The organism is Ekhidna sp. (assembly GCF_963691765.1).
Lineage (GTDB): Bacteria > Bacteroidota > Bacteroidia > Cytophagales > Cyclobacteriaceae > Ekhidna.
Window position 1 is genome coordinate 2,114,156 of sequence record NZ_OY829375.1, and the last position, 26,355, is coordinate 2,140,510.

Consider the following 26,355-nt stretch of genomic DNA (forward strand, 5'->3'; position numbering starts at 1 on the left):
CCTAGGTTGATGAATCCTTTTTAACTACAAAAAAATCTTTCTTTACTTCAATTCCGTTTTTATCATTTGATTATTAAATGATTAGGTTAGCAGAAGATTAATCACCACGATGAGAAATTTACCCGCCTGTATAATTTTTTCATTGATTGTTAATGTTTGTCTAGGGCAAAACATTGATAATCTGATTGCCCAAGCTGAAGAAAACTTGGAGCAAAATCATTGGGAGCAAGCCACCAATAATTTTAATTATATAATTAAAAATTATGTGGATGATCTCACCTATCACCAACGTGCAAAAATCTACAACAATCTAGGGTTTCTTAATTTCAACTTACTTGATGCGTTTGAAGCAGAAAGAAATCTAAACCTTGCAATTCTATATCATGAAGAAGCAGGCATTCCTAATCAAAAAGATTATGCAATGGCACTTCTTAATATGGGGATATTATATACTGATCAGGTTGAATTTGATCTTGCTAAGAGATACATACAGAAGTCACTGGATATTCTGGGAGAGTTGCCAGGACCTAAAACTGACTTTTGGATTGCTAGAGCAAAGTTAGCTCTCTTATATGAAGAAGCCGGATCCTACACCCTTGCGCTTAGTATCTACAATAACTGCTATGATCAGCTTGTTGCAAGTGGAAATGATTTATCACCAGATTTTGCTGAAATAAGCATGCATAAAGGCAGAATTTTGATTTTGACAGGAGATCCTACTGAAGGAGAGAAGTTCATAAACTTAAGTTCTACCATATATGAGTCCTTAGGGGATCAGTATGCAGTAGAAAGAGCAGAGTCTTTAGAGCATTTGGCTCTTTTCTATGAACGTATGGGCCGTTTTTCTGAAGCAGAAAGTACACTACTTCAAGTATTAGCACTGAAACGAAGTATTCCAGATGAAGCAGACATCTTAATCATTGAGACATTAAATGACTTGGGAATTATGTATCACAGACTGGGGGAAGTACGAAAGGCTAGTCAAATGTTCCAAGAAGTTATTAGTGAGAGTGAAGAAAATGTTGGCACTGATCACCCGTTTTACGCTACAGCTAAGAATAATCTAGGAACACTTGCATTGGAGTCTGGAGATGTTGTCGGAGCTCGTGATTTGTTCGTTGATGCATTGGCAACCTACAAAGTAAAGTTTGGTACGACTCACCCATACTATGCCAATACCTTAAATAATCTTGCAAGAGTAGAACGCAAGCTTGGAAACAATGCTCAGGCTGAGAAATACTACATGGAAGTTCTCGAAATAGATGAAAGAATCTATGGGAAGAATCACCCAAATTATGCTACGACTCTTATAAATGTAGGTGTACTATTTAGCTCGCTGGGTAGGGAACAAGAAGCGGATAGGTTCTACAGAGAAGCAGTAGAGATTAGAGAAAGAGTTCTAGGTGTTAACCATCCAGGATATGCAAGTGCTTTAGAATACATGGGCATGCATAGTTTAGCAGTGAGCAATACAGAAGAAGCAGAAAATTTCTTTAGAAAATCCATTGAAATTCAAATTGGGCAAATTGGAACCCTGTTTCCAATAATGAATGAGAAAGAACGAGCGATCTTCTTCAATAGGATTAAATCCAATATTGATAGATACAATTATGTAGCATCCCAACTACTAAGTGAGAATCCTGAATTAGTAAAGCAAATTTTTGATTTCCAAATTAAGACAAAGGGATTCTTATTTAATCCGTCTCAAAATATTCAAGAGCATGTAGACTCAAGCAGTGACCTTGATTTGAAAGCGAAATACAGGAAATGGCAATCAGATAAAAGATTATTAGCTAGCTATTACCAAATGGGGGTACAAGAACTAGCTCAGCAGAACATTAATCTTGAATTTGAAGAATCAAGAGTAGATAGACTTGAAAAGGACCTTGAATCTAAGCTTGCAAATTTCGAAGAGACACTTCATAAGGTTGATAAGGATTGGAAAAGTGTTCAAGCTTTTGTGAAGCCTGGTGAGGCTATTATTAAGTTGGTTCGAATTAGAGAGTTTAAATCACTAACACAAACCGTTGAGACACTATTTGGCTTTACGGATAATACAAGATATCTGGCAATCATTTTTCAGCATGGCCAAGATGAACCGAGTTTTGTCATGCTTGGGTCTGAAGAAGAAACTGAATTGGATCATTCATCGAGGCTAAAAAATGCAATCATTAATGGCCAAGAACAGAATGTGACCTATAACCTGTTTTGGAATCCGATTGACCAAAAGCTTGGTGATGTTAATGTAGTTCGTGTTATTCCTGACGGTATATTTTATCAAGTCAACCCCAATGCTCTCACAACTCCAACCAATAAGAATCTTATTGATAAGTATTTCGTGACCTATCTTACAGCATCTAAAGACCTGTTTAGACCAGAAGTGGAAATTTTCAATAGAAAATCGTATCTGTTTGGAAATCCTCTATACAATCAGAATGAAAGTGACGATAGGTTAAACTTGGAGGATATGCCTGAATCAGAATCAGAAATTCGCGGTATACAAACGGTATTGAGCGAAGATTGGCACGTGAAGTCTCATCTCAAGGATAATGCCAATGAGCTGAAAATAAGGTCAGCATATAATCCAACCGTATTGCATATTGATTCCCATGCTTTTTTCAATGATCAAAGCAATTTTATAGCAAATCATAGCCCGATAGATAATCCACTTTTTAGATCAGGAATTTATCTTGCTGGAGCGTCGGAAACATTTGCTAGATACATGCGCGGAATCCGCACGATACCCGAAAATGACGGAATCTTAACAACTTATGAGGCAATGAACTTAGACCTGAGTAAAACTCAGCTTGTCGTTTTACCGTCTTGTGAATTCGGGTCTGATTTAGCCGAAAATAACGAAGGAATATATGGCTTGCAACGTGCTTTTACAGTAGCAGGAGCAAGAAATATAATTACTAGTCTAATGAGAATTGATGATAAAATATCAAGTGAATTAATGATCTTGTTTTATCAAAAACTAAATGAAACCAACAAAGTAATGGAGTCACTGAAATATGCTCAGCTAAAAATGAGAGAGAAATACAGTGATCCAAAAATATGGGGTGCTTTTATTTTAACAGGAAATGGATAAAAAAAAATTTGAAGTTATGAGGAAGTATTTTTTTCTACTCGGATTTCTATTTGCAGTAATTGCATCTGGACAGGAAAATAAAATTATGGTCCGAAATCTCATCACAGTAGGTGATGATTATTTCAAAAATGCGCAGTATATAAGTGCAATCAGGTATTACAAGGAGGCATTATCCGAGAGCCCATCTAATATCAAAGCTCAATACCAATTGGCTGAGTGCTATAGACTGACACAAGACTATGAAAGTGCCGAATATCACTATGAAGCAATAGGATCAACACAAGACGCTAGGTATCCTTTAGCAGGATTCTACTATGCAACGATGCAAAAGCTGAAAGGTCGCTATGATCAGTCGCTTCAAAATTTTAAGTCCTTCAGGAAATTTTTGGTTGCTAACGAACTGCATGAAAGCGATAAATACAGATCATTCTATAAGCAAGCTAAAATAGAGATTGATGGATGCCAATTGGCTTTAAATCAAATTACATTGGTTCACCCTGATCATAAGTTTGCACCATTGATGGCTCCGCTAAACTCAGAGTACAATGACTATGCGGCTTTTAGTATTGGATCAGATGAAATTGTTTGTCTGACTAGTGCAAGGAGCAGTGGTAAAGGAAGCTTAGTAGACAATCAATATGGAGAGTCCTTTGCCGATTTATTCAGGTTTACTCAAGAAAATGGAGTTTGGAAAGAACTAGACGCGGGTGACAGATTTGAAAAGGTCATAAATACTAAATATGGAGATGGTTCAGGTTCTTTCAATAGGGATCGAAACAAATTCTATTACACCAATTGTGATGAAGATTTAGGAGACGTTTGCCACATCTACATGTCTGAATTAGTGGGTGGAAGATGGACGGAACCAAAAGCGCTAAACTTTAACATCAATGAGTATGGATTTAACTCTAAGCATCCAAATCTTACACCTGGAGGTGATACGCTTTTTTATGCATCTGACAGAGAAGGTGGCTTAGGGCAACTAGATCTGTACATGAGCATCAACGCTGGAGGAGACAATTGGGGTCCTCCAATTCACTTAGGTGACCAGATTAATACTCCATTCAATGAAGTTTCTCCATTTTATGACTTGAATGAGAGAGTGCTGTTTTTTGCATCCAATGGGCACAGAGGTTTCGGAGGCTTCGATATTTACATAGCGAGAGGAACTAAGTTTGAAAACGCAGAAATTTATAATGCAGGAATACCTTTCAATTCTTATAAAGATGACATCTTCTTCTTCATGGGCAAGACCAAAGGATACTTGTCCTCAAATCGAGATGAAGGGCCAGGGAAATATGATATCTATGGATTTAATGTCCGTTCGAAGAGTGAAATAATATCTGAGGTTTCTACTGAAGGGACCATAGCGGGACGAAATTCTTTGTTTACAGATGATTACAATTTTGATAGTAGTGAGACTGAAATAATCAATCAAATTATTTCAAGAATGCTCTCTTCATCTGTGTCTGAGGTGGATCTTATATTAACTGAGAGACAGTTAGCTGTATACAAATCACTAAGTGAAGATGATAAAGAACGTATAGACAAAATTGTTAATGCTAGGGTTAGAAAAATGACTAGCAATATGATTCGGTCTATCAGAACTGAAGATGACTACTATTATCAGCAACTCAGCTCTGACAAAAGGAGAAAGGTTGACAATATTGTTTCTTCTTACTTGGAACAACAAGGGATGGGCAACAGTGTGAATTTGGAGGATGATGTATTCGACTTTTACAGTGGTGTGAGCTCGGATGAAAGAGAGAAGATTGATATTTTAATTTCAGATCGCTTAAAAAATGCGGAAAAATTTCAGCCTGCTACCCCTACCTACAACTCATTTGACACCAAGGAACAAAAAAGCTTGGACGGAATTGCCATCAAGTATCTTAAAGAGAAGCGTAACTTGGGCAATATCTCTCTCTCATTATCAGAAAAGGTATTTATGAGAGATAATCAAGATGCTGTTGATGATGTAAATGCTGCTATTAGAGAACGACTTATTGGGTTGAGCAACGAAGAGAAGTATCGACTGCTCAAAGAAGACCGTGATTTTTATGAGTCACTTAATGAAGAGGATAAAGAGAAGTTGAAGTCGATTGCAACTACATTCATGACTTCTGATCTTACCAATTTTGATCAAAATGTAAGCAACTCAGATTTAGATGTTTATAACAACAAGAACTCCAAGGATCAAAGTAGGCTAGATAAGCTACTTTTGAAACAAATATCGAATCTTGCAAACTCAAGTATTTACTTAACGGAAACTACTTTCTCACAGTCTGAGCTTCAAGCTGCTCTAAGTGATACACCAGAAGAAACTGTGAATAGATTGCTTGAAATGAAGCCTGAATTGAATGAACTTCAAAAAGGAGCAGTTGAACGATTTGTAAAAACTGCTTATGATTCATACTTGAATGAAGCCAAGCCTATTTTCTTTGATACTACTCCTAAAGTAATAACTAGAGCAGGCGAATCTGTTGATGGCGCTGACCCAAGTGCTCGACTTACAAACACAGATATCAGTCAATATGAAGCATTAAGTGAAGGTAAAAGGAGTGCAATTGATAACATTATTGCGTTGGACTATATCGTCAGCGAGTACTCTGATAGAACAGTTAAGCTTAGTGATCAACAAAAACTGACTGAGCTTACAGGAAGAGAGAAAGTTCATATTGCTGCGCTAGCAAAAATGGTCTCAGGTGATGAACTAAAAAGTGGTGAAGAATCCTTAGTTCGAAATGCATTCACATATTACAATAATCTGGCACAGGATAGAAAAGCTTTTATCAATAGAGTAATCTTAGATAAAGGGCTTCCAAAAAGAAATGGTCGTTATGTTCTTCCTGAAGGAGACGCCCGAGTGCGAGGGTCTTTGAGTACTAGCGAGAATCAACTTTTAGAACGAATCAAAAAGTTCAGATTCAACAATGATCGAATTCTTACGGAGAATATTTCAATTGATGCAAAAGATGTGGATGAAGCACCGGTAGATATAATAGCACTTGCTGCAAGTACTAATATGGAAGCTGATTCTGGAAGCAAAAAGCTCCTAGGTGCAGAAGATATTCTTGCGTCAGAAGAACTTGATGAAATTAAGATTGCTCTACCAATTGATAAAATTGATGGATATGATGAAATCACAATTACAGGTAAGCTTGTAGGTGCCAATTCTGGCACACCACTTTCTTCTTATGCAATCACATTAATTGAATTTGACAACACAAAAACTGTAATTGAGGGATATACGAATAGAGTAGGCGAATTTGAGTTCAAAGTTTCTCCGGCCAAGTATGACCTTACATTCAAAAAGGGTAATGCGTCTGAATCAGTAGTGTTAGAAGATTTTAATGTTGAGGGAAGAATAGAAAAAGAAGCAGGAATTTTCACAAGCGCAACACGTGCATTCTTTAATGTAGGATCTTCAGACCTTAGACCAGAAGTTAAAATCTTGTTGGATGAGGTAATTGCTGCATATCGGGGTGGCGGTCAGAAAATTGAGATTGAATCACACACCGATGATACTGGAGGAGCAGAACTCAACTTAATATTAAGTAAGGATCGTGGCTATTCAGCTAGAGACTATTTAATTCAAAATGGAATTGATCAATCTAAGATTTCTGTGATATGGCATGGGTCTGAAAAGCCAATTGCTGATAATGGTAATCCATATGGTCGACAACTCAATAGAAGAATTGATGTAAGACTCATTGGTAAGAGAAGAGAATCATTCGGTAATTTTTATATCATAAGACCTGGAGCAACGGTTTCGAAAGTTGCTGGTAGTATGGGTGTTTCTGGAGACATAATTAGAAGACTGAATGGTCTTGGATCCAGTGAATTGACTGCATATCAACCGATTCGTCTTAAGAAAGATGGTGCTATCGAAGCTGACTTTAATTTAGTTGTACCTGCTGATATAAAAAGTGGTAGTGACTTTATTTATACGGTACAGCCGGGAGATAATCTTCAGATCGTTTCGCAAAAATTTAATGTACCGGAAGAGTTAATAATGGAGCAAAATGATCTTAGCTCAACTAGACTTGAGCCAGGTACAAGATTGATTATTTATCCTAAGAATTAATTTAGAATAACGGGTTAGAAATTTTTCTATTTCCAACGTTTTTGGAAAGGGAGTATTGAATCGAAATCTCAAACGAATTTTGTGCAAGATCTACTCCCTTTTCAGGAACAAATAAAGTACTATTCATATCGTAGCTCACTCTCACAGTTAATGATTGGACTTTAACACCTCCCATAAAAATGAAAGAGTCTCTCAGCCTGTACCAGGCACCGAAGAGAAGTTGAGAGCCTCTAGCTCTATACCTATCTGAATTAGGAACATATGCCATATTCAAACCAGCATTAAATTGTTGGTTTTGTCTTAGATATAAGTATAGAAGGCTAGGCGTTACGAATAGTTTTTTAAACTTGAACTCAATGCCGCCATTATATTTGATCAAAATAGGTGGCGTGTTTTCAGAGTCAATTGTGAAAGAGGTGTTAGGTCTATTCAAATTGGTAGCAGATACGCCAACGAATGCACTGTATTTATGGAGTAAATAGTTTCTTTCTGGATTGTAGTAATACATAATTCCAGCATTCACTACAGGATTCTGTTGCTGATCATCAAATTCTGTGACAGGTACAGGTAACGAATCATCAAAGCCATAGAATGAATTGTATTGAGACCCCCATTGTAGTCTACTAAAATTCAATTTTCTCATCTCATAACCTGCCTGAACCCCAATTGATATTAAATAGGAGGTGAGTAGGCCAAACTTAAGGTTGTGGGCGTAGTTTAGAAATATTGAATTTCGTTGATAAATACCTTGGAAACCACTTTTCTCATTGAAAGCCATGAGGCCCACACCACCCAGAGACTGCTCTAAGCTACCTTTTGGTTTAATAGGAAAAATAAATGAAACCTGAGTTAGCTCGTTAATAACATCGACGCTTTGCAATTGTCTTTTGTGATTCATATGGAATGAAGGATCATTATAGATCCCACTGAATGCAGGATTCAAATACAATGACGCCGCATAATACTGGGAGAATTGTGCATCCTGGCTCATCACTTTGAATGAGAGTATTATTAGCAGTATGGTGGTAAACTTTTTCATTTCACTAAATAGAATGCGCCTTTCTCTTGAACAGGAAGACCGGTATCAAATTGAAACTTAATAGTATAGTAATAAACACCTGCAGGCTCTTCCGCACCGGTTCTTTGGTTATCTCCATTCCATCCATTTTGATTGGCTTCTTCGAAAGAGTTGGTAGAATAAACCACTACACCAAGTCTATTGTAGATCTGAAGATCAAATCCTTCTTCAGAAATTTTTTGACCAAATATTTTGAAGGTGGCGTTATCCGGATCACTTGCTTGTGGTGAAAATGCCTCAGGTATAAAGTATAATCCTTCATTGGGGATACGTGGAGCTAGTCCTACTGCCACATAGAGTTTTTCACCAATAGTTGGTCTAATTGGCAATTCACTTACAATTGTGCCGAAAGTCACAGAGTCCGAATCGGTTATAGATTCTACGCCTAATGATCGATAGATGCCAGCTGGATCAGTTGCATATGCTATAACTGGTGCATTTACTCTATGTCTGATATTGTTAGGAACACGAAAATCAGTAAGATCTTCTTCGCTGAATTCCAATTCGAGTTTTGTAGCATCTGTGGCTCCATTTAAGAGTTCTAATTCCCATAATCCTCTGTGAGATACTCCTAAAAGGCTATCTCCAGGAACAGGATCTACCGAATTTCCTCTAACAAATCCAGCAGCAATTTCGGTATTCAAACCGAAGACACTTAAAAGAGTTATAGGTGCGAACAGCCCTTCTGATCCGATAGGGAAGGTTTTGATTCCACTTCCTTTAGCTATAAGTGTTCCATCGAAATAAGAAAGATTGGATCCACCAAAAACTTTAGCATCAGGTTCTAAGACAAATCTAGTATCAGGTCCAGGCTTTATTTTACCAAATTGGAATTCCAATCTATCTAGCACGATATATTGATCTCCAGGAAAAGAAACTTCACCTCCCTGATTAATTACCAACTCGCTAACAGTTAATTGTGGCGGTCCCACCACTTGTTCAGATCCACCTAAAAACTGAAGTCTACCTTCAAGTCCATTAAAGTTGGCATTGTTTATCCAGTCACCATAGAGTGATAATGTTCCTCTATTTTGGATAACACCATTATTATCAAGGTCACCACCAACTTCTAGATTGGCCCCATTCGCAATATGGACCAATCCATTTGATGGAATGTAAAGTTGTCCCAGAGCTAAGAATGGAGCTAGCCCTATTACATGTATAAGCTTTCTCATTCGTTCTCGTTTTTAACAGTTTTATCGCCCATTAACATTTTCTTGATTAAATCAAGATCACTCTTCATTTCCTTGTTATCAGTAGCTAGCTCTGAAAGCTTCGCCTCTTGACTAGCTACTTTATCATTCAGAGAATTAATCACAAGTTGTTGTTCTTTAATTGCCTCTATAAGAACGGGTATTAATCCTTGATAATTAACCATTTTATAACCTCGATCATCTATTGAAACTAATTCCGGGAACACTTCCTCTAGCTCTTGAGCGATTACACCTATTTGCTTTTTCTTCTCATTGTCAGCTTTATAGTTGTAGTTATACCCACCCAATTCGTCTAATTTACTGAGCGTGTTTTGAAGCAGTGAAATATTTTCTTTCAATCTTCTATCAGATGAAGAAACAGTCCCATCGCCATTTATAATAGAAACAGGCCCGTTTCCTAATGAGGTAACTTGGAGTGATGTAACAGTAGTTGCACCTGCTCCCAATGTTCCTGAAGTTGAAATGTTCTGTGTTCCAAAATTTGGAGAAATTTTAGTTCCAGCGATAGCCGCCGCAGCGTTGATATCGGCATTGACAATTTCATCATCTGTGATATTGGCGCTAGTAACAGCGGTTAAATAACCAACGTCATTGTTAAGTAAGCTTACGTTTTCACTTTCTACCATCACAGTAGACTGTAGTTTAGAAGCAGCAATGTTAGCCGTAGCGTTGATATCGGCATTTACGATTTCATCATCAGTGATATTCGTACTAGTCACAGCAGTTAGGTATCCAGCGTCATTGTTAAGCAAGCTTACATTCTCACTTTCCACCATCACAGTAGATTGTAGTTTAGAAGCTGAGATAGCTGCTGCAGAATTAATATCTGCATCTACAATTTCATCATTAGTAATGTTAGCACTCGTAACAGCAGTTAAGTATCCAGCATCATTAGTCAGCGTAGAAACATTTGCTCCAGATGCAATGTAGTTTGCATCATTAGTCAGCTGTGCGTTTCCTTCTCCAGCAACCACAACAGTAGATTGAAGTTTAGAAGCTGCAATGTTAGCCGTAGCGTTGATGTCAGCGTCAACGATTTCATCATCTGTGATATTGGCGCTAGTCACAGCGGTTAAATAACCAGCGTCATTGTTAAGCAAGCTTACGTTTTCACTTTCTACCATCACAGTAGACTGTAGTTTAGAAGCAGCAATGTTAGCCGTAGCGTTGATATCGGCATTTACGATTTCATCATCTGTGATATTGGCGCTAGTCACAGCAGTTAGGTATCCAGCGTCATTGTTAAGCAAGCTTACATTCTCACTTTCCACCATCACAGTAGATTGTAGTTTAGAAGCTGAGATAGCTGCTGCAGAATTAATATCTGCATCTACAATTTCATCATTAGTAATGTTAGCACTCGTAACAGCAGTTAAGTATCCAGCATCGTTAGTCAGCGTAGAAACATTTGCTCCAGATGCAATGTAGTTTGCATCATTAGTCAGCTGTGCGTTTCCTTCTCCAGCAACCACAACAGTAGATTGAAGTTTAGAGGCAGCAATGTTAGCCGTAGCGTTGATGTCAGCGTCAACGATTTCATCATCTGTGATATTGGCGCTAGTCACAGCGGTTAAATAACCAGCGTCATTGTTAAGCAAGCTTACGTTTTCACTTTCCACCATCACAGTAGATTGTAGTTTAGAAGCTGAGATAGCTGCTGCAGAATTAATATCTGCATCTACAATTTCATCATTAGTAATGTTAGCACTCGTAACAGCAGTTAAGTATCCAGCATCGTTAGTCAGCGTAGAAACATTTGCTCCAGATGCAATGTAGTTTGCATCATTAGTCAGCTGTGCGTTTCCTTCTCCAGCAACCACAACAGTAGATTGAAGTTTAGAAGCTGCAATGTTAGCCGTAGCGTTGATGTCAGCGTCAACGATTTCATCATCTGTGATATTGGCGCTAGTCACAGCGGTTAAATAACCAGCGTCATTGTTAAGCAAGCTTACGTTTTCACTTTCTACCATCACAGTAGACTGTAGTTTAGAAGCAGCAATGTTAGCCGTAGCGTTGATATCGGCATTTACGATTTCATCATCTGTGATATTGGCGCTAGTCACAGCGGTTAAATAACCAGCGTCATTAGTTAATGTTGATACATTATCTCCATTGGCAACATAGTTATTTGTAATATCAGTTTGAATACCAGCGATTGCTGCATCGAGTAGGTCATCGGCATTGTCAAGTGAAGTAGCCGCATCGATGTAGTTAGTACCTGTGTTGGTAGTGTATCCACCATTGGCAGCAAGTCCTGCACCGGTCTGCGAAGCATCTAGCTCCGATTGGATGGCCGCATCAGCGTTATCAGAATCTGTTTCGTTGCCATCTACATCTGCTTGTACTCCAGCGATAGCCGCATCGAGTAAGTCATCGGCCGCATCGAGTGATCCCGCAGCGTCGATGTAGTTGGTACCTGTGTTAGCGTTGTATGATCCGTCAGTAGCAAGCCCAGCACCAGTTTGTGTGTCATCGAGTTCTGTCTGCACCCCTGCGTTGCTGGTAGCAACGGTGTTGATTGCCGCATCGAGTAGATCATCGGCATTGTCTAGTGAAGTAGCCGCATCGATGTAGTTAGTACCTGTGTTGGTAGTGTATCCACCATTGGCAGCAAGTCCTGCACCGGTCTGCGAAGCATCTAGCTCCGATTGGATGGCCGCATCAGCGTTATCAGAATCTGTTTCGTTGCCATCTACATCTGCTTGTACTCCAGCGATAGCCGCATCGAGTAAGTCATCGGCCGCATCGAGTGATCCCGCAGCGTCGATGTAGTTGGTACCTGTGTTAGCGTTGTATGATCCGTCAGTAGCAAGCCCAGCACCAGTTTGTGTGTCATCGAGTTCTGTCTGCACCCCTGCGTTGCTGGTAGCAACGGTGTTGATTGCCGCATCGAGTAGATCATCGGCATTGTCTAGTGAAGTAGCCGCATCGATGTAGTTAGTACCTGTGTTGGTAGTGTATCCACCATTGGCAGCAAGTCCTGCACCGGTCTGCGAAGCATCGAGTTCTGATTGGATGGCCGCATCAGCGTTATCAGAATCTGTTTCGTTGCCATCTACATCTGCTTGTACTCCAGCGATAGCTGCATCGAGTAAGTCATCGGCCGCATCGAGTGATCCCGCCGCGTCGATGTAGTTGGTGCCTGTGTTAGCGTTGTATGATCCGTCAGTAGCAAGCCCAGCACCAGTTTGTGTGTCATCGAGTTCTGTCTGCACCCCTGCGTTGCTGGTAGCAACGGTGTTGATTGCTGCATCGAGTAGGTCATCGGCATTGTCTAGTGAAGTAGCCGCATCGATGTAGTTAGTACCTGTGTTGGTAGTGTATCCACCATTAGCAGCAAGTCCTGCACCGGTCTGCGAAGCATCGAGTTCCGATTGGATGGCCGCATCAGCAGCATCAGAGTCTGTTTCATTACCATCTACATCTGCTTGTACTCCAGCGATAGCCGCATCAAGTAAGTCATCAGCCGCATCGAGTGATCCGGCTGCGTCGATGTAGTTAGTACCTGTGTTAGCGTTGTATGATCCGTCAGTAGCAAGCCCAGCACCAGTTTGTGTGTCATCGAGTTCTGTCTGCACCCCTGCGTTGCTGGTAGCAACGGTGTTGATTGCTGCATCGAGTAGGTCATCGGCATTGTCTAGTGAAGTAGCCGCATCGATGTAGTTAGTACCTGTGTTGGTAGTGTATCCACCATTGGCAGCAAGTCCTGCACCGGTCTGCGAAGCATCTAGCTCCGATTGGATGGCCGCATCAGCGTTATCAGAATCTGTTTCGTTGCCATCTACATCTGCTTGTACTCCAGCGATAGCCGCATCGAGTAAGTCATCGGCCGCATCGAGTGATCCCGCAGCGTCGATGTAGTTGGTGCCTGTGTTAGCGTTGTATGATCCGTCAGTAGCAAGCCCAGCACCAGTTTGTGTGTCATCGAGTTCTGTCTGCACCCCTGCGTTGCTGGTAGCAACGGTGTTGATTGCTGCATCGAGTAGGTCATCGGCATTGTCAAGTGAAGTAGCCGCGTCGATGTAGTTAGTACCTGTGTTGGTAGTGTATCCACCATTGGCAGCAAGTCCTGCACCGCTCTGCGAAGCATCGAGTTCCGATTGGATAGCTGCATCAGCCGCATCAGAGTCTGTTTCATTACCATCTACATCTGCTTGTACTCCAGCGATAGCCGCATCGAGTAAGTCATCAGCCGCATCGAGTGATCCTGCCGCGTCGATGTAGTTGGTGCCTGTGTTAGCGTTGTATGATCCGTCAGTAGCAAGCCCAGCACCAGTTTGTGTGTCATCGAGTTCTGTCTGCACCCCTGCGTTGCTGGTAGCAACGGTGTTGATTGCCGCATCGAGTAGGTCATCGGCATTGTCTAGTGAAGTAGCCGCATCGATGTAGTTAGTACCTGTGTTGGTAGTGTATCCACCATTAGCAGCAAGTCCAGCCCCGGTCTGCGAAGCATCTAGCTCCGATTGGATGGCCGCATCAGCGTTATCAGAATCTGTTTCGTTGCCATCTACATCTGCTTGTACTCCAGCGATAGCCGCATCGAGTAAGTCATCGGCCGCATCGAGTGATCCGGCTGCGTCGATGTAGTTGGTGCCTGTGTTAGCGTTGTATGATCCGTCAGTAGCAAGCCCAGCACCAGTTTGTGTGTCATCGAGTTCTGTCTGCACCCCTGCGTTGCTGGTAGCAACGGTGTTGATTGCCGCATCGAGTAGATCATCGGCATTGTCTAGTGAAGTAGCCGCATCGATGTAGTTAGTACCTGTGTTGGTAGTGTATCCACCATTAGCAGCAAGTCCAGCCCCGGTCTGCGAAGCATCTAGCTCTGATTGGATGGCCGCATCAGCAGCATCAGAGTCTGTCTCGTTGCCATCTACATCTGCTTGCACCCCAGCGATTGCCGCATCAAGTAAGTCATCAGCCGCATCGAGTGATCCCGCAGCGTCGATGTAGTTGGTACCTGTGTTAGCGTTGTATGATCCGTCAGTAGCAAGCCCAGCACCAGTTTGTGTGTCATCGAGTTCTGTCTGCACCCCTGCGTTGCTGGTAGCAACGGTGTTGATTGCTGCATCGAGTAGGTCATCGGCATTGTCTAGTGAAGTAGCCGCATCGATGTAGTTGGTACCTGTGTTGGCGTTGTATGATCCATCAGTAGCAAGCCCAGCACCAGTTTGTGTGTCATCGAGTTCTGTCTGCACCCCTGCGTTGCTGGTAGCAACGGTGTTGATTGCCGCATCGAGTAGGTCATCGGCATTGTCTAGTGAAGTAGCCGCATCGATGTAGTTAGTACCTGTGTTGGTAGTGTATCCACCATTAGCAGCAAGTCCAGCCCCGGTCTGCGAAGCATCTAGCTCCGATTGGATGGCCGCATCAGCGTTATCAGAATCTGTTTCGTTGCCATCTACATCTGCTTGTACTCCAGCGATAGCCGCATCGAGTAAGTCATCGGCCGCATCGAGTGATCCGGCTGCGTCGATGTAGTTGGTGCCTGTGTTAGCGTTGTATGATCCGTCAGTAGCAAGCCCAGCACCAGTTTGTGTGTCATCGAGTTCTGTCTGCACCCCTGCGTTGCTGGTAGCAACGGTGTTGATTGCCGCATCGAGTAGATCATCGGCATTGTCTAGTGAAGTAGCCGCATCGATGTAGTTAGTACCTGTGTTGGTAGTGTATCCACCATTAGCAGCAAGTCCAGCCCCGGTCTGCGAAGCATCTAGCTCTGATTGGATGGCCGCATCAGCAGCATCAGAGTCTGTCTCGTTGCCATCTACATCTGCTTGCACCCCAGCGATTGCCGCATCAAGTAAGTCATCAGCCGCATCGAGTGATCCCGCAGCGTCGATGTAGTTGGTACCTGTGTTAGCGTTGTATGATCCGTCAGTAGCAAGCCCAGCACCAGTTTGTGTGTCATCGAGTTCTGTCTGCACCCCTGCGTTGCTGGTAGCAACGGTGTTGATTGCTGCATCGAGTAGGTCATCGGCATTGTCTAATGAAGTAGCCGCATCGATGTAGTTGGTACCTGTGTTGGCGTTGTATGATCCATCAGTAGCAAGCCCAGCACCAGTTTGCGTATCGTCAAGTTCAGTTTGAAGAGCTGCATCAGCGTTATCAGAGTCTGTCTCGTTGCCATCTACATCCGCTTGTACTCCAGCAACTGCTGCGTCAAGTAAGTCATCAGCAGCATCTAAACTACCTGCTGCATCAATGTAGTTGGTACCTGTGTTTGTGTTGTATGATCCATCAGTAGCAAGCCCAGCACCAGTTTGTGTGTCATCCAGTTCAGTTTGAAGAGCTGCATCAGCGTTATCAGAGTCTGTCTCGTTACCATCTACATCCGCTTGTACTCCAGCAACTGCTGCGTCAAGTAAGTCATCGGCAGCATCAAGCGATCCAGCAGCATCGATGTAGTTGGTACCTGTGTTAGCGTTGTATGATCCATCAGTAGCAAGCCCTGCACCAGTCTGTGTGTCATCAAGTTCAGTTTGTAAACCAGCTCCCACAGCTGCTACTCCAGCAACTGCTGCGTCAAGTAAGTCATCAGCTGCATCGAGTGATCCTGCTGCATCGATGTAGTTGGTACCTGTGTTTGCGTTGTATGATCCATCAGTAGCAAGCCCAGCACCAGTTTGTGTGTCGTCAAGTTCTGTTTGTAATGCTGCATCAGCGTTATCAGAGTCTGTCTCGTTACCATCTACATCCGCTTGTACTCCAGCAACTGCTGCGTCAAGTAAGTCATCAGCAGCATCTAAACTACCTGCTGCATCAATGTAGTTGGTACCTGTGTTTGCATTGTACGATCCGTCTGTTGCAAGTCCAGCACCAGTTTGTGTGTCGTCAAGTTCTGTTTGTAGAGCTGCATCAGCGTTATCAGAGTCTGTCTCGTTACCATCTACATCCGCTTGTACTCCAGCGATAGCCGCATCGAGTAAGTCATCGGCCGCATCAAGCGATCCAGCAGCATCGATGTAGTTGGTACCTGTGTTAGCGTTATACGATCCATCAGTAGCAAGCCCAGCACCAGTTTGAGTGTCATCAAGTTCAGTTTGTAAACCAGCTCCCACAGCTGCTACTCCTGCAACTGCTGCGTCAAGTAAGTCATCAGCAGCATCTAAACTACCTGCTGCATCGATGTAGTTGGTACCTGTGTTGGCGTTGTATGATCCATCAGTAGCAAGCCCAGCACCAGTTTGCGTATCGTCAAGTTCAGTTTGAAGAGCTGCATCAGCGTTATCAGAGTCTGTCTCGTTACCATCTACATCCGCTTGTACTCCAGCAACTGCTGCGTCAAGTAAGTCATCAGCAGCATCTAAACTACCTGCTGCATCAATGTAGTTGGTACCTGTGTTTGCATTGTACGATCCGTCTGTTGCAAGTCCAGCACCAGTTTGTGTGTCGTCAAGTTCTGTTTGTAATGCTGCATCAGCGTTATCAGAGTCTGTCTCGTTACCATCTACATCCGCTTGTACTCCAGCGATAGCCGCATCGAGTAAGTCATCGGCAGCATCAAGCGATCCAGCTGCATCAATGTAGTTGGTACCTGTGTTTGCGTTGTATGATCCATCAGTAGCAAGCCCTGCACCAGTCTGTGTGTCATCAAGTTCAGTTTGTAAACCAGCTCCCACTGCTGCTACTCCAGCAACTGCTGCGTCAAGTAGGTCATCGGCCGCATCGAGCGATCCTGCTGCATCGATGTAGTTGGTACCTGTGTTAGCGTTGTATGATCCGTCAGTAGCAAGTCCAGCACCAGTTTGCGTATCGTCAAGTTCAGTTTGAAGAGCTGCATCAGCGTTATCAGAGTCTGTCTCGTTACCATCTACATCCGCTTGTACTCCAGCAACTGCTGCGTCAAGTAAGTCATCAGCAGCATCTAAACTACCTGCTGCATCAATGTAGTTGGTACCTGTGTTTGCATTGTACGATCCGTCTGTTGCAAGTCCAGCACCAGTTTGTGTGTCGTCAAGTTCTGTTTGTAATGCTGCATCAGCGTTATCAGAGTCTGTCTCGTTACCATCTACATCCGCTTGTACTCCAGCAACTGCTGCGTCAAGTAAGTCATCAGCAGCATCTAAACTACCTGCTGCATCAATGTAGTTGGTACCTGTGTTAGCGTTATACGATCCATCAGTAGCAAGCCCTGCACCAGTCTGTGTGTCATCAAGTTCAGTTTGTAAACCAGCTCCCACAGCTGCTACTCCTGCAACTGCTGCGTCAAGTAGGTCATCAGCTGCATCGAGTGATCCTGCTGCATCGATGTAGTTGGTACCTGTGTTGGCGTTGTATGATCCATCAGTAGCAAGCCCAGCACCAGTTTGCGTATCGTCAAGTTCAGTTTGAAGAGCTGCATCAGCGTTATCAGAGTCTGTCTCGTTACCATCTACATCCGCTTGTACTCCAGCAACTGCTGCGTCAAGTAGGTCATCGGCTGCATCGAGTGATCCTGCTGCATCGATGTAGTTGGTACCAGTGTTGGCATTGTATGATCCGTCTGTAGCAAGTCCAGCTCCAGTTTGTGTGTCATCCAGTTCAGTTTGTAGAGCTGCATCAGCGTTATCAGAGTCTGTCTCATTACCATCTACATCTGCTTGCACTCCAGCGATTGCCGCATCGAGTAAGTCATCTGCCGCATCAAGTGATCCCGCTGCATCAATGTAGTTGGTACCAGTATTAGCGTTGTACGATCCATCAGCAGCAAGTCCAGCTCCAGTCTGAGTATCATCAAGTTCAGTTTGTAAACCAGCTCCCACTGCTGCTACTCCTGCAACTGCTGCATCGAGTAAGTCATCGGCTGCATCAAGTGATCCTGCAGCATCGATGTAGTTGGTACCTGTGTTAGCGTTGTAAGATCCGTCTGTAGCAAGCCCAGCTCCAGTCTGTGTGTCGTCCAGTTCAGTTTGTAATGCAGCATCAGCGTTATCGGAGTCTGTCTCATTACCATCTACATCTGCTTGTACTCCAGCGATTGCCGCATCGAGTAGGTCATCAGCAGCATCCAGACTACCTGCCGCATCGATGTAGTTAGTTCCTGTGTTTGCGTTGTACGATCCGTCTGTAGCAAGCCCAGCTCCAGTCTGTGTGTCGTCCAGTTCAGTTTGTAGAGCTGCATCAGCGTTATCAGAGTCTGTTTCGTTGCCATCTACATCTGCTTGTACTCCTGCGATTGCCGCATCGAGCAAGTCATCAGCAGCATCCAGACTACCCGCTGCATCAATGTAGTTGGTACCAGTGTTAGCGTTGTACGATCCATCAGCAGCAAGTCCAGCTCCAGTCTGAGTATCATCCAGTTCAGTTTGTAAACCAGCTCCCACAGCTGCTACACCTGCAACTGCTGCGTCAAGTAAGTCATCGGCTGCATCAAGTGATCCTGCAGCGTCGATGTAGTTGGTACCCGTGTTTGCATTGTATGATCCGTCTGCAGCAAGCCCTGCACCAGTTTGTGTGTCGTCAAGTTCAGTTTGTAGAGCTGCATCGGCTGCATCAGAGTCTGTCTCATTACCATCTACATCTGCTTGCACTCCAGCGATAGCTGCATCGAGTAGGTCATCGGCCGCATCAAGCGATCCTGCCGCGTCGATGTAGTTGGTACCTGTGTTGGCGTTGTATGATCCGTCAGTAGCAAGTCCAGCTCCAGTCTGTGTGTCATCCAGTTCTGTTTGTAATGCAGCATCAGCGTTATCAGAGTCTGTCTCGTTACCATCTACATCCGCTTGTACTCCAGCAACTGCTGCGTCAAGTAAGTCATCAGCAGCATCTAAACTACCTGCTGCATCGATGTAGTTGGTACCTGTGTTTGCGTTGTATGATCCATCAGTAGCAAGCCCAGCACCAGTCTGTGTGTCATCAAGTTCAGTTTGTAAACCAGCTCCCACAGCTGCTACTCCTGCAACTGCTGCGTCAAGTAAGTCATCAGCAGCATCTAAACTACCTGCTGCATCGATGTAGTTGGTACCTGTGTTTGCGTTGTATGATCCATCAGTAGCAAGCCCAGCACCAGTTTGCGTGTCGTCAAGTTCTGTTTGTAATGCTGCATCAGCGTTATCAGAGTCTGTCTCGTTACCATCTACATCCGCTTGTACTCCAGCAACTGCTGCGTCAAGTAAGTCATCAGCAGCATCTAAACTACCTGCTGCATCAATGTAGTTGGTACCTGTGTTAGCGTTGTATGATCCATCAGTAGCAAGCCCAGTACCAGTTTGTGTGTCGTCAAGTTCTGTTTGTAATGCTGCATCAGCGTTATCAGAGTCTGTCTCGTTACCATCTACATCCGCTTGTACTCCAGCGATAGCCGCATCGAGTAAGTCATCGGCCGCATCAAGCGATCCAGCAGCATCGATGTAGTTGGTACCTGTGTTAGCGTTATACGATCCATCAGTAGCAAGCCCAGCACCAGTTTGAGTGTCATCAAGTTCAGTTTGTAAACCAGCTCCCACAGCTGCTACTCCTGCAACTGCTGCGTCAAGTAAGTCATCAGCAGCATCTAAACTACCTGCTGCATCAATGTAGTTGGTACCTGTGTTAGCGTTGTAAGATCCGTCTGTAGCAAGCCCAGCTCCAGTCTGTGTATCGTCCAGTTCAGTTTGTAATGCAGCATCAGCGTTATCAGAGTCTGTTTCGTTGCCATCTACATCTGCTTGTACTCCAGCGATTGCCGCATCGAGTAAGTCATCAGCCGCATCGAGCGATCCGGCCGCGTCGATGTAGTTGGTTCCAGTGTTGGCATTGTATGATCCGTCTGTAGCAAGTCCAGCTCCTACTTGTGTAGCATCTAATTCAGCCTGTAGTGCAGATGCTTCACTTGCGATTTCAGTGTCTACATAATTTTTTGTAGCAGCATCTTGAGCTAATGAAGGGTCAGTAACATTAATCAGCTTGTTGTTACCCAAACTAACATCTGCTACAGCATCTCCAAATCCACTTAATGGAATGTTCGTTTTATCAAGGTCATTGTTTTGAACTTGACCGTCAGTAATGTTTTCAGTGTTGACCGAATTGTCCGCTAGCTTAGCATTTGTAACAGCATCATTCGCTAAATCAATAGTTTGTACATCGCCATTGTTGATTTTTGCAGATGTTACTGCGTCGTTAGCAATGTCAACACTTTCGACTCCACCATTTTGAATCTCAGTGGAAGTCACAACGCCTGATCTAAGTTGAACATCTGCAGCTGAGCCATTATTTGAAATTGTCACATCGCCGGTTACGGGTAGGCCTTCAGCAACTCCTGCTCCATTCCCAATGTAAATGTTGTCCGTAGCTAGGGCTGAAGAAGTAAATTCAGATCTGTCAGACCATACAACTTGGCCACTGCCATTTATTGTTAATACTTTATTTGTGTTTCCTTCAGAATCTATTTTTGAAATAGTTATTGTGCCATCCGCGATATCTTGATTGAGAATAGATAGGTCAGTAATATTCGCGGAAGTAATTAGAATGGGAGTTTCAACTATTCCAACAATTCGACCTTTGGAATCTGCGGTTAATTGAAGAACAGTAAACTCATTGCCATAAGTGCCTGGAGTAATTCCTACATCTTCCAATTTTTCTCCAGTGACGGCTTCATTGGCAATCTTGTCAGTAGTTACCGCTCCGTTGTTGATTTTTCCGGTCGTAACACTGCTATTTTGAAGTTTAGCTGTAGAAACTGCTAAGTCCCCAATTCTATTCTCTACAACTGCTCCAAGTTTAATTGTTGGATTAGGATAATTACCTGTCAGATCCCCACCTGCAGCTAATATATTCAGGACGCCAAGTCCAGCGCTCCAATTATTGTTGTTCCAGTAGTAGAACAGATTTAAATCTGTATCAAAAACCATTAGTCCATCATCCTGATTGGTTAATGATGGTTCCATCGAAACTCTTTGTGCTGTTGTAATTCTAGGAACAAGAAATCCTTGATCCGAATTGGGCGACACAAGTTCCAACACAGCGTTTGAATTGGGGCTGTTGGTATTGATTCCGACTGAATTATCTTGAGCTTGTACATAAGCACATGATAGGACAAATGCAGCAATTGCTGCGCTCTTAAAGTATTTCATGATGGGGATAAATTCGAATAGCTAAGGCTGACCTAAAAGACGGTCTTTTTGGTTTTTTATGGTTAACAAAATTGGGCGGTGAAACTCCTCCTAAAACTAATTGTAAAAATTAGAATATGTGGGAGTAATTTCCAAAAAATCAGCCAGTTATGACATCAACTTTAGATGAATGGCTTAATTTCTTTTTCTAAATTTTGTGAGATGAGAAAAATATAGTTTTTCTGGTCAAAAAAGAGGATTTGACATTTATGTTTTTTACTTTTGCAATTAATTACAAATTAGAATACCGAAAGAGGGGACGACAGTCCCCTCTTTTTATTCATGGAATTGTGGAAGAAGAGAGGAAAATCAAAGACTTAGCCGAAAGGGCCGTTACCAATTTTGATGATCTATTTCTTATTGATGTCAAAGTCAAGGGGAATACAGGAAATCAAAAGGTTCTTATTTTCATTGATGGAGATAATGGAATATCGATAGATCAATGTGGTAAGATAAGTCGTGAGGTTGGTGCAGAAATAGAAGAAGAGGACTTCATGCTTGGTAAATATACATTAGAGGTATCTTCGCCAGGCCTTGACTTTCCAATTACGCTGTTTCGACAATACGTGAAAAATGTTGGTAGGAATTTAGAGGTAGAATTGAAAGATGGAGTTATGGTTGAAGGGGAGTTAACTGAAGTTAAGGAGGATGCGATTGTTCTCAAGCAAAAAGCAGAGGATAAATCGCTGAATTTTGAAGAAATAAAACAATCAAAAGTAAAAGTATCATTCAAGTAAGATGGAAGCGTCAGTATTAATTGATTCGTTTGCGGACTTTGCCAGAGGCAAGAACATTGACCGCCCAACTATGATCAGAATTCTGGAAGATGTATTCAGAACTATGATTCGTAAGAAATACGAGACCGATGATAACTTCGATATCGTAATTAACGCAGACAATGGAGACCTAGAGATATGGAGGTTTAGAGAAATTGTTGATGACAATTCCGAAGATATTTGGGATCATGATAAAATCAGTTTTTCTGATGCGATAAAAATTGAGCCAGATTTCGAGATTGGAGAAGAAGTTGCCGAGGAGATTAAACTCGAAGATTTTGGAAGGCGAGCAGTAATGACTGCTAGACAGACGCTAATCCAGAAAATTAAAGATCTAGAAAAAGACATTCTTTTCCAGAAGTATAAAGATCTTGTCGGTGAAATAATCCAAGGTGAGGTTTACCAGGTATTGGGAAGAGAGGTTTTGCTAACTGATGGAGAAGGTAATGAACTCACTGTTCCTAAAGGTGAGCAAATACCAAAAGATAGATATAGAAAGGGGGATGCAGTAAGAGCAATCGTACATAGGGCTGAGATGGTTAATGGTAATCCAAAAATCATTCTTTCTAGAACTTCTCCAGTTTTTCTTGAAAGGCTATTTGAAGCAGAAGTTCCTGAAGTTTATGATGGACTTATTACTATCAAAATGTCGTCAGAGAGCCAGGAGAGAGAGCCAAAGTGGCCGTTGAATCATATGATGATAGAATCGATCCGGTTGGTGCATGCGTAGGAATGAAAGGTTCAAGGATTCACTCTATCGTTCGAGAGCTGCAAAATGAGAATATTGATGTAATAAACTTTACGGATAATTTGGAACTCTATTTAGCTAGAGCCTTAAGCCCGGCTAAGATTACGAGTATGAAAATAAGTGAAGAGAAGGATAGAGTCTCTGTTTATCTAAAGCCTGATCAGGTATCTTTGGCTATTGGTAAAGGTGGACAGAACATCAAATTAGCAAGTAAGCTTGTAGGGATGGAAATAGATGTCTTTAGAGAACTTGATGAAACATCAGATGAAGATGTAGATCTTGAAGAGTTTACTGATGAGCTTGAAGATTGGGTGATCGATGAGCTTAAGCGTGTTGGTTTGGACACAGCTAAGAGTGTGCTCAAGTTGGGTATAGATGATCTAGTTAGAAGAACAGATTTAGAAGAAGAAACAGTACAAGAGTTAATTCGAATTCTAAGCCAGGAATTTGAATAAGACTAATTTTGAAACGTTTATATGGCAGAATACAGATTAAGTCAAGTAGCAAGAAAGCTAAACGTAGGTAAGAATACTATCCTGGATTTTCTAAAGGAAAAGGGTCACGAAGTAGATTCCAATCCAAATTCGAAAATTCCTCAGGATCAGTATGATATGCTTGCTCGCGAATTTGCTGATTCGGCGCATGACAAAGAAGAGGCATCTGAATTGACCATCGGTGGAAAAACCGATAACCTGGTCATAAATGCAGAAAAGGTATCTGCGGAAGAGAAAAAAGAGGATGAGCGAATTCTCATCAAGGACAATGTTGGTGCGGAAGCTGAACCAGAGAAAATCTCTGCTAGAACAAAGTTGGATGGCCCCAAAGTCGTTGGAAAAATTGACCTTGACAAAAAGAAAAAGGAAGAGGAACCTAAGGAAGAAGAGCCTAAAGTTGAAGAGCCTAAGGTTGAAGAAAAAGAGGAAGCCCCAGTAGCTTCAGAGCCTCCTGTTGAAGAAGAAAAAGTAGTAGAGGAGCCACCAAAGGTGGAAGAAGAGAAACCTGAAGAAAAAGAAGAAGAGAAGAGTCCCGAAAAAGAAGAGAAAACTCCTGAAAAAGAGGTTATTAAGGCCAAAGCAGATTCCCTGAGAGGATTAAAGGTTTTGGATAAGATAGAGCTTCCAAAAGATAAACCGAAACCAGTTGCTTCGTCAGATTCTAATCAGGACAGGAAGAAACGTCCTAGAAAACGGATTCAGTCAGGTGGTGGCGTACCGCCACAAAGAGGTAGTGGTGGTGGAAATTCTGGGAATCGTAATGATAGAGGAAGAAGTTCGTCTGGAAGAAAGACAGAAGAATTATCTGACAAGGAAATTCAGGATAAAATCAAAGCCACACTTGCTAAACTTAGCGGAGGAAGTGGCAAGGGAGGATCGCAGAGATCTAAGTATAGAAAAGATAAAAGATCTGCAAAAGCTGAGGCTGAAGAAGAAAGACAGCTACAGGCTGAAGAAGATTCTAAAACACTAAATGTAACGGAATACATCTCAGCAAATGACCTTGCCTCATTGATGGATGTTACAGCCAATGATGTTATTTCTGCATGTATGTCATTAGGGATGTTCGTTTCGATCAATCAAAGACTAGATGCTGAAACAATAACAGTGATAGCTGATGAGTTTGGTTTTGAGGTAGACTTTACAGAAGCTAAAGAGGAGACGGATATTATTGAGGAGGAGGATGATGAAACTAAATTAGAAGATAGAGCTCCTATCGTTACAATAATGGGTCACGTAGACCATGGTAAAACATCATTACTTGACTATATCAGAGATTCTAAAGTAACGGAAGGTGAAGCGGGTGGAATTACGCAGCACATTGGTGCTTATGACGTGATGACTGAAAGTGGCAAGCGTGTTGCTTTTCTAGATACTCCAGGTCACGAAGCTTTTACAGCAATGCGTGCAAGAGGAGCTAAGATTACGGATGTTGCTATTATTGTTGTAGCTGCTGATGATTCTGTGATGCCTCAGACTAAAGAAGCAATAAATCACGCTCAAGTTGCAGGAGTGCCAATTGTGATTGCAATCAATAAAGTGGATAAGCCAAATGCTAATCCAGATAAGATTAAAGAAGATCTTTCCAATATCAATATTCTTGTCGAAGATTGGGGTGGTAAGTATCAGTGTCAGCATGTTTCCGCAAAAACAGGAGAAGGGATAGATGAGCTTTTAGATAAAGTACTCTTAGAGGCTGAACTACTGGAGTTAAAAGCAAACCCTAACAAAGCAGCAACAGGATCTGTAGTCGAGGCCTCTCTTGACAAAGGGCGAGGATATGTTTCTACTATTATGGTTCAAGCGGGAACCTTACAAGTAGGAGATGTATTACTTGCCGGACCATATTTTGGTAAGGTGAAGGCAATGTTTGATCACAGAGGCCATAAAGTTGCCAAGGCAGGGCCTTCAACACCTGTTTTGATGTTAGGTTTAGATGGTGCTCCTCAGGCGGGCGATAAGTTCAACGTAATGGAGAGTGATAGAGAAGCTCGGGAAGTTGCGAACAAAAGAGAGCAGATACTTCGAGAGCAATCTATACGAACTAAAAAGCATATTACTCTAGATGAGATTGGTAGAAGACTTGCGATAGGAAGCTTTAAGGAGCTGAATGTTATTGTTAAAGGTGATGTTGATGGTTCAATTGAAGCACTAGCTGACTCCTTACTGAAACTCTCTACCGAAGAAGTTCAGGTTAACATATTACATAAAGCTGTTGGTCAAATCTCGGAATCAGACGTGTTGTTAGCATCAGCATCTGATGCAGTAATTGTTGGTTTCCAAGTTCGTCCTTCAGGAGGTGCTAGGAAGCTTGCTGAAACAGAGGAAATTGAAATTAGACTGTATTCTATCATTTACGATGCCATCAATGATGTTAAAGATGCAATGGAAGGTATGCTCGAACCAACCAGTGAAGAAGTTATAACTGGTAATATTGAGGTTCGTGATGTATTCAAAATTTCTAAAGTAGGGACAGTTGCAGGATGTTATGTGACAGACGGAAATGTCAAAAGATCTAATCAGGTTCGTTTGGTGCGTGATGGTATTGTGGTATACACTGGAGAAATCAACCAATTGAAGCGATTTAAAGAAGACGTTTCAGAAGTTAAGAACGGATACGAATGCGGATTGAGCATTAAGAACTTTAATGACATCAAGGTTGGAGATATTATAGAAGGCTTTGAAGTAAGAGAAGTGAAAAGAACATTATAGTTCAGTTTCATAGAATGAATTTTGAATTGCCTGCCTAATAAGCAGGCAATTTTGTTTTAAAGTAATATTTATTCTTAGAATAGTATTATC

General features: G+C 42.2%; 7 protein-coding genes and 1 pseudogene. 5 read left to right on the forward strand and 3 right to left on the reverse strand.

Annotated elements, in window-relative coordinates:
* The first annotated feature begins 109 nt into the window (after nt 1-109).
* Together ACY650_RS09670 and ACY650_RS09675 are read left to right on the forward strand one after the other, a co-directional pair.
* On the forward strand, nt 110-3,091 hold the full coding sequence (locus ACY650_RS09670; RefSeq protein WP_462254166.1) for a CHAT domain-containing protein: 2,982 nt from the start codon (nt 110-112) through the stop codon (nt 3,089-3,091).
* A 16-nt stretch (nt 3,092-3,107) separates the two neighbouring features.
* Entirely contained in the window at nt 3,108-7,178 is a 4,071-nt protein-coding gene (locus tag ACY650_RS09675) for an OmpA family protein (RefSeq protein ID WP_462254168.1), read from the forward strand.
* A gap of 1 nt (nt 7,179) precedes the next feature.
* Here the strand turns inward: ACY650_RS09675 and ACY650_RS09680 are convergent, their stop codons facing one another.
* The 3 genes from ACY650_RS09680 to ACY650_RS09690 are packed head-to-tail and all read right to left on the reverse strand — an operon-like array spanning nt 7,180 to nt 21,496.
* Complete coding sequence (locus ACY650_RS09680; RefSeq protein ID WP_462254170.1) at nt 7,180-8,217, reverse strand: PorP/SprF family type IX secretion system membrane protein; 1,038 nt, start codon at nt 8,215-8,217, stop codon at nt 7,180-7,182.
* Entirely contained in the window at nt 8,214-9,431 is a 1,218-nt protein-coding gene (locus tag ACY650_RS09685; protein ID WP_462254172.1) for a T9SS type B sorting domain-containing protein, read from the reverse strand. Before ACY650_RS09685 ends, ACY650_RS09680 begins: the two co-directional genes overlap by 4 nt.
* Nucleotides 9,428-21,496 (reverse strand): tail fiber domain-containing protein, encoded by a 12,069-nt coding sequence (locus ACY650_RS09690; RefSeq protein WP_462254174.1) that lies wholly within the window; start codon nt 21,494-21,496, stop codon nt 9,428-9,430. Before ACY650_RS09690 ends, ACY650_RS09685 begins: the two co-directional genes overlap by 4 nt.
* A 329-nt stretch (nt 21,497-21,825) precedes the next feature.
* Between ACY650_RS09690 and ACY650_RS09695 the strand changes: the two genes are divergently transcribed.
* The 3 genes and pseudogenes from ACY650_RS09695 (at nt 21,826) to infB (ending at nt 26,265) form a co-directional block, all read left to right on the forward strand.
* Nucleotides 21,826-22,272 (forward strand): ribosome maturation factor RimP, encoded by a 447-nt coding sequence (locus ACY650_RS09695; RefSeq protein WP_462254176.1) that lies wholly within the window; start codon nt 21,826-21,828, stop codon nt 22,270-22,272.
* Nucleotide 22,273: 1 nt separating this feature from the next.
* Nucleotides 22,274-23,514, forward strand: a pseudogene (gene nusA / locus ACY650_RS09700) (transcription termination factor NusA).
* A 21-nt stretch (nt 23,515-23,535) separates the two neighbouring features.
* Entirely contained in the window at nt 23,536-26,265 is a 2,730-nt protein-coding gene (gene infB / locus ACY650_RS09705; RefSeq protein ID WP_462254178.1) for a translation initiation factor IF-2, read from the forward strand.
* The last annotated feature ends 90 nt before the right edge of the window (nt 26,266-26,355 follow it).